The organism is Stenotrophomonas sp. 14P6.2.3, from assembly GCF_057799055.1.
This window is the reverse complement of record NZ_JBYOLA010000005.1, coordinates 25,490-39,135: the sequence shown is the minus strand read 5'-3', so window position 1 is coordinate 39,135 and position 13,646 is coordinate 25,490. Positions and strand designations below refer to the sequence as shown.

The 13,646-nt window shown below is 66.0% G+C and carries 12 protein-coding genes; 5 read left to right on the top strand and 7 right to left on the bottom strand.

The window, feature by feature from the left end:
- Nucleotides 1-17: 17 nt before the first annotated feature.
- From AC27VL_RS06155 to AC27VL_RS06135, 5 genes are all read right to left on the bottom strand, one after another.
- Complete coding sequence (locus AC27VL_RS06155; RefSeq protein WP_089236188.1) at nucleotides 18-1,622, bottom strand: glucoamylase family protein; 1,605 nt, start codon at nucleotides 1,620-1,622, stop codon at nucleotides 18-20.
- Nucleotides 1,623-1,868: 246 nt separating this feature from the next.
- Nucleotides 1,869-4,925, bottom strand: coding sequence for a TonB-dependent receptor (locus AC27VL_RS06150; RefSeq protein ID WP_108266225.1), 3,057 nt, complete (start codon nucleotides 4,923-4,925; stop codon nucleotides 1,869-1,871).
- A gap of 76 nt (nucleotides 4,926-5,001) precedes the next feature.
- Nucleotides 5,002-6,024: a LacI family DNA-binding transcriptional regulator gene (locus AC27VL_RS06145; RefSeq protein WP_089238008.1), complete on the bottom strand. Its 1,023-nt coding sequence runs from the start codon at nucleotides 6,022-6,024 to the stop codon at nucleotides 5,002-5,004.
- 164 nt (nucleotides 6,025-6,188) lie between these two features.
- A complete protein-coding gene (locus tag AC27VL_RS06140; RefSeq protein WP_100460571.1) occupies nucleotides 6,189-6,464 on the bottom strand; it encodes a BolA family protein in 276 nt (91 codons plus the stop codon).
- On the bottom strand, nucleotides 6,461-6,760 hold the full coding sequence (locus tag AC27VL_RS06135; RefSeq protein WP_025876500.1) for a YciI family protein: 300 nt from the start codon (nucleotides 6,758-6,760) through the stop codon (nucleotides 6,461-6,463). Before AC27VL_RS06135 ends, AC27VL_RS06140 begins: the two co-directional genes overlap by 4 nt.
- Before the next feature lie 372 nt (nucleotides 6,761-7,132).
- Here AC27VL_RS06135 and AC27VL_RS06130 point away from each other — a divergent pair, with 372 nt between their 5' ends.
- The 3 genes from AC27VL_RS06130 to AC27VL_RS06120 are packed head-to-tail and all read left to right on the top strand — an operon-like array spanning nucleotide 7,133 to nucleotide 10,638.
- Nucleotides 7,133-8,038, top strand: coding sequence for a segregation and condensation protein A (locus AC27VL_RS06130; RefSeq protein ID WP_089236191.1), 906 nt, complete (start codon nucleotides 7,133-7,135; stop codon nucleotides 8,036-8,038).
- Nucleotides 8,039-8,051: 13 nt separating this feature from the next.
- A complete protein-coding gene (gene scpB / locus AC27VL_RS06125; protein WP_089236192.1) occupies nucleotides 8,052-8,924 on the top strand; it encodes an SMC-Scp complex subunit ScpB in 873 nt (290 codons plus the stop codon).
- Nucleotides 8,917-10,638: a pseudouridine synthase gene (locus AC27VL_RS06120; protein WP_346558279.1), complete on the top strand. Its 1,722-nt coding sequence runs from the start codon at nucleotides 8,917-8,919 to the stop codon at nucleotides 10,636-10,638. Before scpB ends, AC27VL_RS06120 begins: the two co-directional genes overlap by 8 nt.
- Before the next feature lie 73 nt (nucleotides 10,639-10,711).
- Here AC27VL_RS06120 and AC27VL_RS06115 read toward each other — a convergent pair whose 3' ends face one another.
- Nucleotides 10,712-11,545 carry an AraC family transcriptional regulator gene (locus AC27VL_RS06115; RefSeq protein WP_488765836.1) on the bottom strand — a complete coding sequence of 278 codons (834 nt, stop codon included), beginning with the start codon at nucleotides 11,543-11,545 and terminating at the stop codon, nucleotides 10,712-10,714.
- A gap of 90 nt (nucleotides 11,546-11,635) precedes the next feature.
- Here AC27VL_RS06115 and AC27VL_RS06110 point away from each other — a divergent pair, with 90 nt between their 5' ends.
- On the top strand, nucleotides 11,636-12,763 hold the full coding sequence (locus tag AC27VL_RS06110; protein WP_488765835.1) for an MFS transporter: 1,128 nt from the start codon (nucleotides 11,636-11,638) through the stop codon (nucleotides 12,761-12,763).
- A 95-nt stretch (nucleotides 12,764-12,858) separates the two neighbouring features.
- Nucleotides 12,859-13,152 (top strand): hypothetical protein, encoded by a 294-nt coding sequence (locus AC27VL_RS06105; RefSeq protein WP_100460594.1) that lies wholly within the window; start codon nucleotides 12,859-12,861, stop codon nucleotides 13,150-13,152.
- On the opposite strand, the gene AC27VL_RS06100 is transcribed toward AC27VL_RS06105, so the two are convergent.
- Complete coding sequence (locus AC27VL_RS06100) at nucleotides 13,139-13,576, bottom strand: hypothetical protein (protein ID WP_180166407.1); 438 nt, start codon at nucleotides 13,574-13,576, stop codon at nucleotides 13,139-13,141. The genes AC27VL_RS06105 and AC27VL_RS06100 overlap by 14 nt on opposite strands.
- Nucleotides 13,577-13,646: the final 70 nt, after the last annotated feature.

Below are 13,646 nucleotides of genomic sequence, written 5' to 3'. Positions count from 1 at the left end.
TCCAGTCGTGCACCTTGTTACTTCCCCTGGCCGGTGTTGCGGTTGGCATTGTTTTTCTGTTCCTGCGCGGCGGCCGCACGTGATTCAGCGATACCGACCGCACGTGCCGCCGCGGCCTTCTCATCCTTCTGCAGCTCCAGCGGCTGGAAGGAACCTTCCGGCGCCAGCCAGCCACCACTGAAGCCCGCCCGTTCCAGGCCCTTGCGGATGTACGGGTTCTTCTTCATCACATCCCAGACGAAGTCATTGCGGTAGTTGGCGATCATGGTCAGGATCGGGCCCTGGTCGATGGCGATGTAGTCGCTGGCGACCCAGCCGCGATCAGGCACCACGCGCCCGGTCTTGATCGGGATGTCGTAGTTGAAACTGGGATTGAACGAATCCAGGAAGCCATAGCTGGAGTAGATGTAGTCGCCGTAGCGCTTGTGCATCTCCAGCGTGGCCGGGATCACTTCCTCGGGCGCGAACACGACCGAGGAGATCGCGGCGGTTGGCGCGATCGTGCCGTCATCGAAATTCTCGCGCAGGCCTGCGCCGCGCGAAGAGTAATGGCGGAACTGGCGCTGCTCGCCGCGGTATTCCTGGGTGGTGTTCTGCGGACCATCACTGGCGGTCAGGCCCCACACGTTCTCGCCGTACTCCTTCCAGTTCATCGGATTGGCGATGGCGTACTCGCGCTGGGCCAGCGCGGCCGAACGGCTGTTGAGGAAGTAGGTGCTGCCACGCTCGCGCATGTAGGCATCCTGGATGTCGCGGAAATCGATCCAGACGTGGCTGTACTGGTGGCCGAACAGCGGGCCGAAGGACAGGTATTCCTGGCCCTGGTAGACACCCCAGTCGTTGTCGTAGGTCCGCGTCCATACCGTCCACGCATCCGGACTGACCGGATGGCTGGGCGAACCCAGGGCAAGGATGTAGACCATCATCGCCTCGTTGTAGCCCATCCAGTCATGGTCGATGAAGCCGTTCTCGGGGAACCAGCCCATCGAGATCAGCGGCGCACGCTGCTGCAGCCACGGCCAGTCGACCTGCTTGTACAGGGTGTCGGCGATCTGCCGGATTTCCTTCTCGCGCGGATCGTCGCCGTCGTAGTACGACTGGGCGAACAGCACGCCCATCATCAGCAGCGCGGTGTCCACCGAGGACAGTTCCACCCAGCTGTCGTAGCGGCGCCCTTCCTGCATGTCCAGGAAGTGGTAGTAGAAGCCTTTGTAGCCGGCCTTGCCGGTGCGCTGCGGGCCCATCGGCACGTCGCGGAAGAACTTCAGGGTGGTCAGGGTGCGGTCGATCGCCTGGTTGCGGCTGACCCAGCCGTTCTCGATGCCGATCGGATACGCGGTCAGGGCGAAGCCGACCGAGGCGATGCTGGCGAACGGCCGCGACGGATAACGGTCCGGGGTGAGGCCGTTGATCTCGTTGGTGGTATCCCAGAAGAACTGGAAGGTGCGGCGCTCGAGGTCATCGAACAGCGGCGGCAGCTCGGGCTTCATCGGCCGAGGCGGTGCGTCCGCCTCGATCAGGATCACCGGCGGGCGCGGCTTGGCAGGCTCCTGCTGGGCCGGTTTGCAGGCGGCGATGGCCAGGGTCATCGCAGCGGCGGTCATCAGGTGGCGTGCCTGCATGGCGCGGTTCCTCCGGTGGGCTGATCGATGAAAGAGCATAACGTCCAATGACCTGAAATCGTTTACAAAGTGCGGTCTTAAAAAACCACGGAAACGTGGTCGATGACACCGCAGTCATTGCCCACGCCATTGCCCCCTGTCTGGCAATGGCCTGGACAATGGACCGGCCCGGAGGCCGGCCATTGCCGTTAAAACCGGAGCCATCGGCGATCCGATGGCTCCGTGATGCTGCACCAGGCATTCCGCTTAGAAGCGGAAGCCCACTTCCGCCTTGACCTGGCGCGGGGTACCGACGATGTCGCCGGTCTCGTTGTAGCTCGCGGTCAACTTGCCGTTCTTGTAGTAGTTGTAGTTCGAGAAGTTGTCGAAGTTGAACACGTTGATGATGTCGATACGCGCATACAGCTCGGTATCGCCCGCCATCTTGAACGTCTTGGTGGCCTGCAGGTCGACCGAACGGTAGCCGAAGATCTTGCCGCCCAGCAGGAACTTGCCATTGCCACCCGGAACCGCCGCCATCGGGGTCGGCAGATCGAAGCCGTTGGCCTGCGGCACACCGTACCAGTCATTGATCGCGGTCGGCGTGGCCAGGGTGATCTTGCCACCGAAGGTGATGCCCCAGAAGCCCGCGTACGAACCGGTCACCACCAGGCGGTGGCGCGGCGCGCCGTTGGAGCGGATGGTCGGGTAGTCACCGATCACGCCGCGGTCGAACGCGTAGTGCTCGTTGATGTCACGGTTGTGGCGGGCAGTGGTCCAGGTATAGGCAATCGAGGTACCCCAGCCACTTTCCTGGGTGAACGGCTTCTGCGCCGACAGCAGGATCTGGGTGGCGCGGGTCTTGATGCCCTGCTGGCCGATGATCAGGCTGCCGAAGCCCGGCACATTGCAGCTCCAGGCCTGGCCCAGGCCAGGTTCGGTGCCACCGCACAGGCGCGGGTCATCGAAGAAGTTGCCGGTCGGGTAACGGTTGCCCAGGGTGAAGGCGAAACCATCGTAGGTCAGCGTGCGCGCGATGGTGGCATCGGTCAGCCAGTCGCCGATCTGGTTGCTCATGCCCAGGCTGAACTGATCAGCGTAAGGCACCTTCAGGTTGTTGTTCAGCAGGTCGACTTCCAGGCCGGCATTGCTGGTCGAACCGACCAGGCTCTGCAGGTTGCCGATGCCGTTGAGCAGGTTCGGGTTCCAGTCATAGCAGGCCGCATTGCCCTGGAAGCACTGGCCGGTGGCCGGGTTGCGGAAGTAGATGGTCGGCTGCGGCAGGGCCAGCTTGGTGGTTTCCAGCTGCAGGTAGTCGAACAGGTCGCGGTCGTAGGAACGGCCCGCGCCACCGTGGATCACGTGCTGCTCGTCGGCATTGATGTCATACGAGAAGCCCAGGCGCGGCTGCCAGGCATTCTTGAATGCCTTGCGGTTGTGGCCGTTGCTGATGTAATCGTTGATGTTCAGGCCACTCAGCGCCAGCGTATCGGCGTAGCTCTGGCCGGCTGCGGCACGCGGGTCCTGCGCGAACAGTGCGTTGACCACTTCCGGCGGGGTCACGAAGTCCAGGTAGGACGGGTTCTTCTCGTAGTCCCAGCGCAGGCCGAGGTTCAGCTGCAGGTGGTCGTTGACCTGCCAGTCGTCCTGGATGAACAGGCCGATCTGCTTGACCTTCGAACGAACTTCGCCGGACACGCCGGATACGCCGGTGACCGGCTTCACGAACTGCGCCTTGTACGGGATGCTGTCCGGGAAGGTCGGGTTGTCGATGGTGTAGTAGAACTGCGGATTGATCTGCGCCGCGTCGGAGGCGTACAGGTCGATCTGCTTGTACTTGGCACCCATCTTGATGGTGTGGTCACCGGCCCACTCGATGCCGTCCAGGGTCAGGTTGTCTTCGATCGACCAGCCCTTCTGGCCCTTCACCTGCGACGACATCGCCGAGGAGCCGCCGATGGAGACGATCGGGCGCTCCTCGTTGGCGCCGTCCGGAGCGGTGTAGTTGAAGCCGTTGCCCAGGCTCAGCGGCTTGGGATTGTTGAACGAATCCTCGTGGGTGACCATCAGCTCGTTGTAGTAACGCTCACCGCTGTGGTTCCAGCGCAGCGCGTAACGACGGTCGGTGTTCTTGGTTTCCTTGCCAGCCATCGGCGCGGTCTGGTCCGAGAACTGCTGCTGGGTTTCGTCACGGTCCTGGAAGGTCAACTCCAGGCGGTCGTTGTCGGTCGGCTCGAAGTCGATCTTGGCGAAGATCAGATCCTGCTGGAACGGCTGGCTGGCCGGGCCCAGGCCCGCCTGCGCATCGGCCGGCACACGGTCGGCCTTGTTGGTCACCGAGCCGTGCGGAGCGATGGTCACCGGCAGGTCGAAGCGCTTGGCTTCATAGGTCACGAAGAAGTGGGCCTTGTCCTGGATGATCGGACCGCCCAGGGCGAAGCCGTATTCCTTCTCGGCCGAATCTTCCTTGCCCTTGTTCGGCTGACGCTCGGCCGGGGTCATCGCACGCATGCTGTCGTTGGTGTAACGGTAGAAGGTTTCACCCTTGAACTCGTTGGTACCCGACTTGGTCGCAGCGGTGACGGCAGCGCTGGACACCTGGCCGTACTCGGCCTTGTAGTTGCCGGTGATGACCTTGTATTCACCGATGGCCAACTGCGGGAACGGGTTGCCGGCGCTGCCGGACTGGCCGGCCACGCCGCCACCCTTGACGTAGCTCTTCTGGCCCACGCCGTCGATGTAGACGTTGGTGCCGTCGGAGTTGGTGGCACCGCCGCGCAGCGAGGTGTTGCCCTTGGCATCGCGGGTGAAGATCATGCCCGGCACGGCGTCGGCGAACTCCAGGAAGTTGCGCGACACCTGCGGGGTGGTCTGGATCTGCTGCAGGCTGACGGTCTTGCCGACTTCGGAGGTACGCACTTCCTGCAGCAGGGTCGGCGCGACGACGTTGACGGTGTCCAGATTGGTGGCGGCGGTCGTACCGGTGCCACCGGCGGCGGCGCCAGCAAAGTTGAGCGTCGAGGTCGAGGCGACGGTGACGGTGACCTTCTGCGTCTGGCCGTTGGCCACAACGTCATAGGTGCCCGGGTCCAGGCCCATCAGCGAATAGCTGCCGTCGGCGCGCACGGTGCCGCGACGCACGGTACCGGTGGCGACGTTGGTGGCGGTGACTTCGGCACCGGCCTGCGCGCCGGAGACCTGGCCACGCAGGCTGGCGTTGGCCGACTGCGCCATGACGTTCGGGGCGGCGGCCAGCATCAGGCAGCTGACCAGGGCGGTGCTCAGCAGCCGGCGCGCCGGCGTGCGGATCGTGGAATGCATCATCAACTCAATCTCCGGGTGGCGGTGACCGCTTGCGCGGCACCTGCGATCAATCAAAAAAGAAGGAACGCCTCTGGCTTCAATGGCCGGATGGCGGAGTGGTGGAATCGCGAACAATCAGGCGCGGGACCAGGGTCTGTTTGTCCCCTGTCCCATCCGTGGAGGTGCCGTCCATCAACTGCAGCAAGCGCGACATCGCCCGATCGCCCAGTTCGGCGATGCTGACCTGCATGGTGGTCAGCGACGGGTGGACGAAACGCGCAAGCGGAATGTCATCGAAACCGGCCAGGGCGACATCGGACGGCACATGGACACCTGCCTGCGCGAAGGCATACAGGCAGCCCAGGGCCATCATGTCGTTGGCGGCGAATACGGCATCGGGCAGCGTGCCGGCTGCCAGCAACTCCTGACCGGCGCGATGGCCGGAAGCTTCGTCGAAATCACCGGGCAACTCGATCCCCTCGGCGCCACCGCCAAAAGCCGCCAGCGCATCACGGAAGCCGCGCAGGCGCTCACGCGCGTCGAAGTTGAGGTCCGGGCCAGAAATGAATGCAATGCGCCGATGGCCGGCGTCGAGCAGGTGGCGGGTCATCGCCATCGCCCCGGCGTGGTCATCAATGCTCAACACCGGATGGTCCTGCCCAGGCAGGTAGGTGTTGATGAGTACCGTCGGCAATGCCTGCGGCAGGTTGTCGGTCAGGAACCCCGGGCTCTCGGCATAGGGTGAGAGCACCAGCAGACCGTCGACCCGGCCGCGCATGGCACGCAGGGCTGCGCCCTGCTGCTCCTGGTCGCCGTGATAGCTCGACACCAGCAGGTGCTGGCGCCGGCTGCGGGCGACGTTGTCGATGCCACGCATCAGCTCGGAGAAGAATTCGCCGTACAGGTCTGGAAGCACTACGCCCACCGTATTGGTGCGGCGGCTGCTCAGGCTGCGGGCGGCGGCGTGCGGGGTGTAACGCAGCCGTGCGGCCACCTCCAGCACAAGCTGGCGGACCGGTTCGGCGACATTTTCATGCCCGTTGAGCGCGCGCGAAACGGTGGCCACAGAGACCTTGGCTTCACGGGCGACGTCTTTGATTGTTATGGCTGCTTTGTTCACGAAGCCGCCCTCCACGGCTTGGATCTACCAGCAATGGCGCGGAATGTAAGCGTTTCCATCTGCGCTTGTAAACAGTCCGTTAGGCGAATGTCCCTAAACGGACACAGAAATCTGTCCTTGGCAGGCCCCTCGACGGACCTGCCAGGACAGCTCGGGACAGGGTTTCAGCCCTGCTCTGACGGGGTGTGTGCGCGGATGGACAACGCGTGGATGTCGGTTTCCATCAGCGTGCCCAACGCCGCGTAGACCGCGCGATGACGGGCCAGCGGCGCCATTCCCGCGAAGCGCTCGCTGACCACGTGCACGTTGAAATGGCCACGACCATCGCGCGCTCCGGCGTGGCCTGCATGGCGATGGCTGTCGTCTTCGATCTCAAGCACGCTGGGGGCCAGTGCTTGTTGCAGCGCATCACGAATCTGCTCGATCCGTTTCGCGTTCACGGCAGCACCTTGCGGAACGGACGCACCTGTACCCGCACGTAGACGCCCGCGGCGACGTATGGGTCGGCATCGGCCCAAGCCTGGGCCTGCTGCAGCGAGTCGAAGCCGGCAATCACCACCGAGCCACTGAACCCTGCCGGGCCCGGGTCTTCGCTGTCGATCGCCGGACACGGTCCAGCCAGAAGCAGGCGGCCTTCATCGCGCAATGCGGTCAGCCGCGCCAGGTGCTCGGGCCGCGCCTGCAGCCGCTGGGCCAGGACATCCTGGCCGTCATATCCTTCAATCACATACCACACCGGCATTTCCTCGCTCGCGTTGCTGGTCAAGCGATTCTAGCCAATCCAACACCCTGCCCGGCCTCGGCTGGACACCGACGCGGCAAAGGCTTACCCTAGGGACCATTGCACGTGGCTGGATGCAGCAGCCCGTCGGTTTTTGCGGCCAACGCAGCCCCCGACGACCGACCCGCTGCTTCGAACCGGTCCACCCGACCGGGCCCCGTAGACGACCTCCCGTAGTCCTGTCGCTGCCGTGTCCTGCGGAGCGTCATATTGTTTGATGTGTGGAACCGCGCCGAGACAGGCGTGCTTGGTGTCCTGGCGGTCCGTGGCAGTTGCCCGGTATGCCAGCTGCCGCGACTGGTCCGTTGCAATCCTGATCTCCATTAGATGACTTCCGAACTCGCGCTCGACGCGAACACGCCAACCCGGCCGCCCGCCCCCCAGCAGCAGGAAATGCCGTTGGCCGTGGTGCATGGGCAACCGGTCCTGCAGATTCCGCAGGACCTGTACATCCCGCCGGATGCGCTGGAAGTCATCCTGGACGCCTTTGAAGGACCGCTGGACCTGCTGCTGTACCTGATCCGCCGGCAGAACCTGGACGTGCTGGACATCCCCGTGGCCGAGATCACCCGGCAGTACGTGGAATACATCACCGTGATGCGCGAGCTGCGCTTCGAGCTTGCCGCCGAGTACCTGGTGATGGCGGCGATCCTGGCGGAAGTGAAGTCGCGCATGCTGCTGCCGCGCCCCCCCAGCGTGGAGGGCGAGGAGGCCGATCCGCGTGCGGAGCTGGTGCGACGGCTGCAGGAGTACGAACGCTTCAAGCAGGCCGCCGAGGATATCGACGCCCTGCCCCGGCAGGACCGTGACACCAGCGTGGCGCATGCCTTCATGCCCGAGCGCGCCGCAGTGAAGCTGCCGCCGCCGGTGGACCTGAAGGAAATGCTGATGGCGCTGCACGACGTGCTCAAGCGCGCCGAGCTGTTCACCGGCCACGCGATCAAGCGCGAGGCGCTGAGTGTCCGGCAGCGCATGGGCGAAGTGCTGGGACGGCTTGAAGACGGCAGGTTCTATCGTTTTGAAAACCTGTTCACCGCCGAAGAAGGCAAGCTGGGCGTGCTGGTCACGTTCCTGGCCGTGCTGGAACTGGCCAAGGAGCAGCTGCTGGACCTTGTGCAGGAAGAACCGCTGGCGCCGATCTACGTGAAGTCCCTGGCCGCCGGCAATACCAATGCCCCGCTGCAGTTCAGCAGCGAATTCGACGACAACGACGCCGCCAATGAAAACGAGTGAGCGCTGACTGCCGATGGATCAAACGCTGATCAACCGCATTGTCGAAGGTGCGCTGCTGGCCTCCAGCCAGCCGCTCACCCTGGCCCAGCTGAAGGACCTGTTCCCGGAAGATGAGCCGGCGCCGCCGGGCAGCATCGAACGTGCGCTGGAACGGCTGCGCGAGAGCTGCCAGGACCGTGGCGTGGAACTGGTGGAGGTGGCCTCCGGCTTCCGCTACCAGGTGACTGCCGAAGTACATGGCTGGATCAGCCGGCTGTGGACCGAACGCAAAACCCGCTACACCCGCGCCACCCTGGAAACGCTGGCACTGATCGCCTACCGGCAACCGATCACCCGTGGCGAGATCGAGCAGGTGCGCGGCGTGGCGGTCAGCAGTAACATCATCCAGGCACTGGAAGAGCGCGAGTGGATCCGCGTGGTCGGCCACCGCGACGTACCCGGCAAGCCCGCCCTGTTCGGCACCACCAAGGGCTTCCTGGACTACTTCGGGCTGAAACGCCTGGACGAACTGCCGCCCCTTTCCGAGCTGAAGGACCTGGGCGACCTGGAACCGCAGCTGGCGCTGGATCGCGACGCCCCCCTCGCCGCCAGTGCCGACGGCCCGGACGTGAGCGCCGACCCGGATACCGCTGCAAATGACGACGCCGGCATCACCGCTGGCGACACCCCCGATTCTGCCGACGCACGTCCTGCGGCGGCCGACGATGAGCAAGCACCTTCGCCCTCCGATGATGGGCACCCCGATTCCGCGCCGGGCGAGCGCGCGGTGACAGTGAACGAACGCGAAGACAACGCCGTCGCGAAGACGACCGTGGCTGTTGACCAAGCCGATTCCGAACCAGAGGCCGACCTCGAAACCGTCGGCCGGAGCAAAACTGATGAGTGACACCCCCCGCAAGCCCTCGTTGAACAAGCTTTCGCTCAAGCGCGAAGCCACGTCCGAACAGTTCAAGCTGGAAGAACGCCTGCACAAGGTCCTGGCCCAGGCCGGCCTCGGCTCGCGTCGTGCGCTGGAACAGCGCATCGCTGAAGGCCTGGTCAAGGTCAACGGTGAAGTCGCGCAGACCGGCATGTCGGTCAAGAGCGGCGACAAGATCGAGCTCGACGGTCGCGGCTTCGTCGCCACCGCGCTGGCCGAACCCTCGCGCGTGCTGGTCTACAACAAGCCGGAAGGCGAAGTGACCACCCGCGAAGACCCCGAAGGTCGCCCGACCGTGTTCGAATCCCTGCCGGCGCTGAAGGGCGCCCGCTGGATCGCCGTCGGCCGCCTGGACATCAACACCACCGGCCTGCTGCTGGCGACCACCGACGGTGAGCTGGCCAACGCCATGATGCACCCCTCGTTCGAGGTCGAGCGCGAGTACGTGGTGCGCGTGCGTGCCCCGGAAGGCGAGGACAAGGTGCCTGACGCCGTCGTCGACCGCCTCACCCGTGGTGTCGCGCTGGAAGATGGCCCGGCCAAGTTCGATGAGATCGAACGCATCGGCGGTACCGATTCGCACGACTGGTTCCGCGTCGTGGTGAAGGAAGGCCGCAACCGCGAAGTGCGCCGCCTGTGGGAATCGCAGGGCTGCCAGGTCAGCCGCCTCAAGCGCACCCGCTACGGCAAGGTCAGCCTGCCGCGCGAACTGGCCCGCGGCCAGTCCGTCGAACTGCCGGGCAGCCAGGTCGAAGCGCTGCGCGCCGAACTGAAGCTGGAAGAAGGCGCGCCGTCGGCCCTGACCCTGCAGCCGGTGATCGGCCAGCGTCGTGCCGCCAAGACCACCGTGCGCGTGCGCGAAGGTGGCCGCGGCAACGCCTACGTCAACGGGCACAACACCGCCGATGAAGGTCGCGAACTGCGTCGTTTCGACAACGTCCGCGAAGACCGCGGCCGCGGTCGCGGCGGCAAGGGTGGCGGCGGTTTCAAGGGCGGCCTGACGGTCAGCGGTGAAGCCGCAGCCAAGCAGGCGCAGCGCCCGTTCAAACAGCGCGCGCCGAAGAACGACCGCTCGCTGCCGGAAGGCAACCCGGCCGCATTCCGTACCTGGTACGTGCCTGATGGCGTCAGCACCGGCCCGAGCGGCCACCGCAATGCCGGTCCGGGCGCACGCGGCCCCGGCGCGCGTGGTCCGGGTGCAGGTGCAGGCGGCCAGGGCCGTCCGTACGGCAAGCCGAAGGGCCCGGGCGCAGGCGCCGGTGGCGGCCAGGGTCGCGGCGGTTACGGCGGTGAAGGTCGTGGTGGCTACGGTGGAGAAGGTCGTGGTGGCGCCGGCGGCCAGGGTCGTCCGGCCGGTGCGGGCAACCGCTCGCAGGGCCAGGGCAACAAGCATCCGTACGGCCATCCGGGCAATGCCCCCAGCTTCCCGTCCGACCACGCCAATCCCGGCTTCAGTCCGTACGGCACCTCGCGTCCGGCCGGCAACGGTCGTCCGGGCGGCAATGCGAATGCACGTCCGGGTGGTAACCGTGGTCCGGGTGGTCCGGGCGGCAATCGCGGTCCGGGTGGCCCCGGTGGCAATCGTGGTCCCGGCGGCCCGGGTGGCAACCGCGGCCCGGGTGGCCCCGGCGGCAACCGTGGCCCGGGTGGCCCGCGTCGCAGCGGCCCGCGCGGCGGCTGATCGGCCGCACTGCTGACACATGAAAAACCCCGGCTCCGGCCGGGGTTTTTCTTTAAACAGGGAACGGAGGGGATCAAGTCGTTTTTGCCAGACTGTGTGTCGAATGGGCGAAAGCGACTTGATCCCCTCCGTCCCCTTTCGCGTGGCGCTGGAAGGCGGCGGGTGTGGTGCCAGCCATGCTGCGGAAGAAGGCAATGAACGGGCTCTCTGCCGAGAAGCCGGTGTCCTGCGCGACGTGTGCGACGCGATGGCCAAGCAGCAGCAGTTCCATCGCCCGCATCAGGCGCCATTGCTGGCGCCAGGCTTGGTAGCCCATGCCGGTGTCGCGCTGCATCAGCCGGCCCACGGTGCGCACGCTCAAGCCCGTGCGTGCGGCCAGCTCCCCCAGTTCGGGCGGCAGGTGTTCGGCCAGCGGCAGGCAACGTGCGATGCGTGGATCGTGCGGCAATGGCAGGTCCATCGGCGCTACCGGTGCGGCGGCGATCTCCAGCAAGCACAGCGCGAGCTGGTGGTGCGCACGTGGCGCCTGCCAGTCGTGATCGAACGGTGCCTGCGCGATCGGCTCCAGCAGCGCCTGCAGCAAGGGCCCCACCCCGATGATTGCCGGCTGCTGCGGCAGCTGTGCCGACAGCGTGGTATCGAAGTACAGCGAGCGGTAGTCCACCGCCTGACGCATCTGCGCGCGATGGCGCAGGCCGCCAGGGATCCAGGCCGCGCGCGACGGCGGCAGCAGACTGATGCGGTCACCAAAAGTCAGCCGCGTGCAGCCCTGCCGCGTGTACAGCAGCTGCGCACGTGCGTGCTGATGCCAGCCCGAATCGTGATCAGCCAGCGACGAGGCAATGCCCAGCACCGGCGCGTCCCAGGCATCGGCATCGAAGTGCGCATCCGGCTGCAGCCAGGCCATGTCCGATTTCCTACACTTTCTGTCAGGACCGACAGATTGCGCCAACGCGCCGGCCACCACAATGCGCGGCCCCGATTCCGGAGCGCCCGCATGTCGCGTCGCCTGTTGCTGCTCACCATCGCGCTGCTGATGTTCCCGCAGCTGGCCCAGACCCTGTACAGCCCCGCCCTGGCCGATCTCGCCGGGCGCTTCGCGCTGCCCCCGGGCGCCGCCAGCCAGGCGATGAGCCTTTACCTGTTCGGTTTCGCCGCCGGTGTCGCGCTGTGGGGATGGCTGGCCGACTGTATCGGCCGCCGCCCAGCCCTGCTCGGCGGCCTGGCCGTGTTCGCACTGGCGGCCTGCGGAGGCCTGCTGGCCAGCACGTTCGGCCAGGTCCTGCTGGCCCAGGCACTGGCCGCGCTGGGCGCGGCGACGGCCTCGGTGGTGACGCAGACAGTACTGCGCGATCACCTGCAGGGGCCGGCCTTGGCGCAGGCGTTCTCGTGGATCGGCATGGCGCTGGCATTGAGCCCGGCGATCGGGCTGGCACTGGGGACGTTGCTGGTTGCCACCCATGGCTATGCCGGCGTGCAGGCAGGCCTGCTGCTGATTGCCCTACTGCTGATGCTCGGATGCACATCCGGCCTGCACGAGAGCCGCCCTGCCAACGTCGGGCACACCCCTCTGCTGCCACTGCTGCGGCAACTGCTCTGCGACCGCTGGATCTGGTCACAGGCGCTGCTGGTGATGGCATTCAACGTGGCCATGTACAGCTGGTACGCCCTGGGGCCCTTCGTGTTCGAGCGACTGCACTGGCCGCTGGCCTGGTTCGGTGCCAGCGGAGCGCTGCTGGCGCTGGGTTCGGCGCTGGGCGCCTGGGGCAATGGCCGCCTGCTACGCGCAGGCGCGTGCGCCACCACCCGCATCCAACTCGCCGCGGGGCTGGTGCTGGCCGGTGGCCTGTTGGCTGTACTGCTGCATGATCGACCCGCTCTGGTCGTGGCGATGGTGCCGGTGGTGACCGGCTTCGGCCTGGCCATTCCCAATGTGCTCGGCCAGGCCCTGCGCGGCTATCCGCATTGCCTCGGCAGCGCAGGCGCGCTGTTCGGCCTGCTCTATTACCTGTTGATCGGCGTGGCGATGGCCGTGGTCGGTGCACTGCAGCTGCTGGCACCGACGCTCATCGCATGCGGGCTGCTTGCACTTTGTCTGCAGCGGCCGCGCGCCGTTGTGGCCTAGGAATTATTGCAAAGGCCATGCGCTGTGCGCTGCTTCCGGAATCGCCCCCTATGCACTGGCTATCGTGCGCACTCTCCCCAACGAGGCAGATGCCCATGATCACCATCACCGCCGAACAGGCCCGCGCCAACGCAGATGCCGCTACGCGTCCTGTCGACCAGTACTACCGCGATCTCGACACATCGATCCAGGCGGGGTCGGAAAATGGCCGCCGCTACATCGTGTTCGGCTTCAGCCAGGCTTTGGCCAGCGAGCGGCTCGTCGAGGGCGTCGTCGCGCAGTTGCAGAAGAATGGCTTCGAGGTCGAACGACTGCCCAGCGATGCCGAGCAGCATTACATCCGCATCAGCTGGGAAGGAGCCGCGCCGGCCCGGCTCAACGCCGGCTGATGGTGAACGCGGCGCCGTCCACACCCAGGTCCCAGCCCTTGCCGGTGCCGGACAGGGCCAGCGAGATATCGCCCTTGGTCATCACCTGCGCGTTGCTGGACTTCACTGCACCCGCGTGCGCGCCTACCGAGGCGTAGGTACCCAGCAGCTCGCCGACGCTGCTGGCGCCGGTGAAGCTGCCACGGCCATCGGTGATCTTCGACTTGCCGACGGTCAGGCCGCCACCCTTCAGCTGGATCCGCACAGGCATGCTGGCGCCGTTGGTGCAGTGGATGGTGCCGTTGCCCGAGGCGGTCTTGTAGATCAGCGACCAGCCCGACAGGTTGTAGCGCAGCTGGCAATCAAGATTGCCACCGGCCTGCGCGGTCGGGGCCAGGGAGGCAGTGGCCAGCGCCAGCAGCAGGGCAAACGGCTTGGTATTCATCGGCAGAACGTCCACATCGGTCGGAATGTGGGCGAATCTAGCAGCGCGCGCGTGCACGTTGGATGCAGGC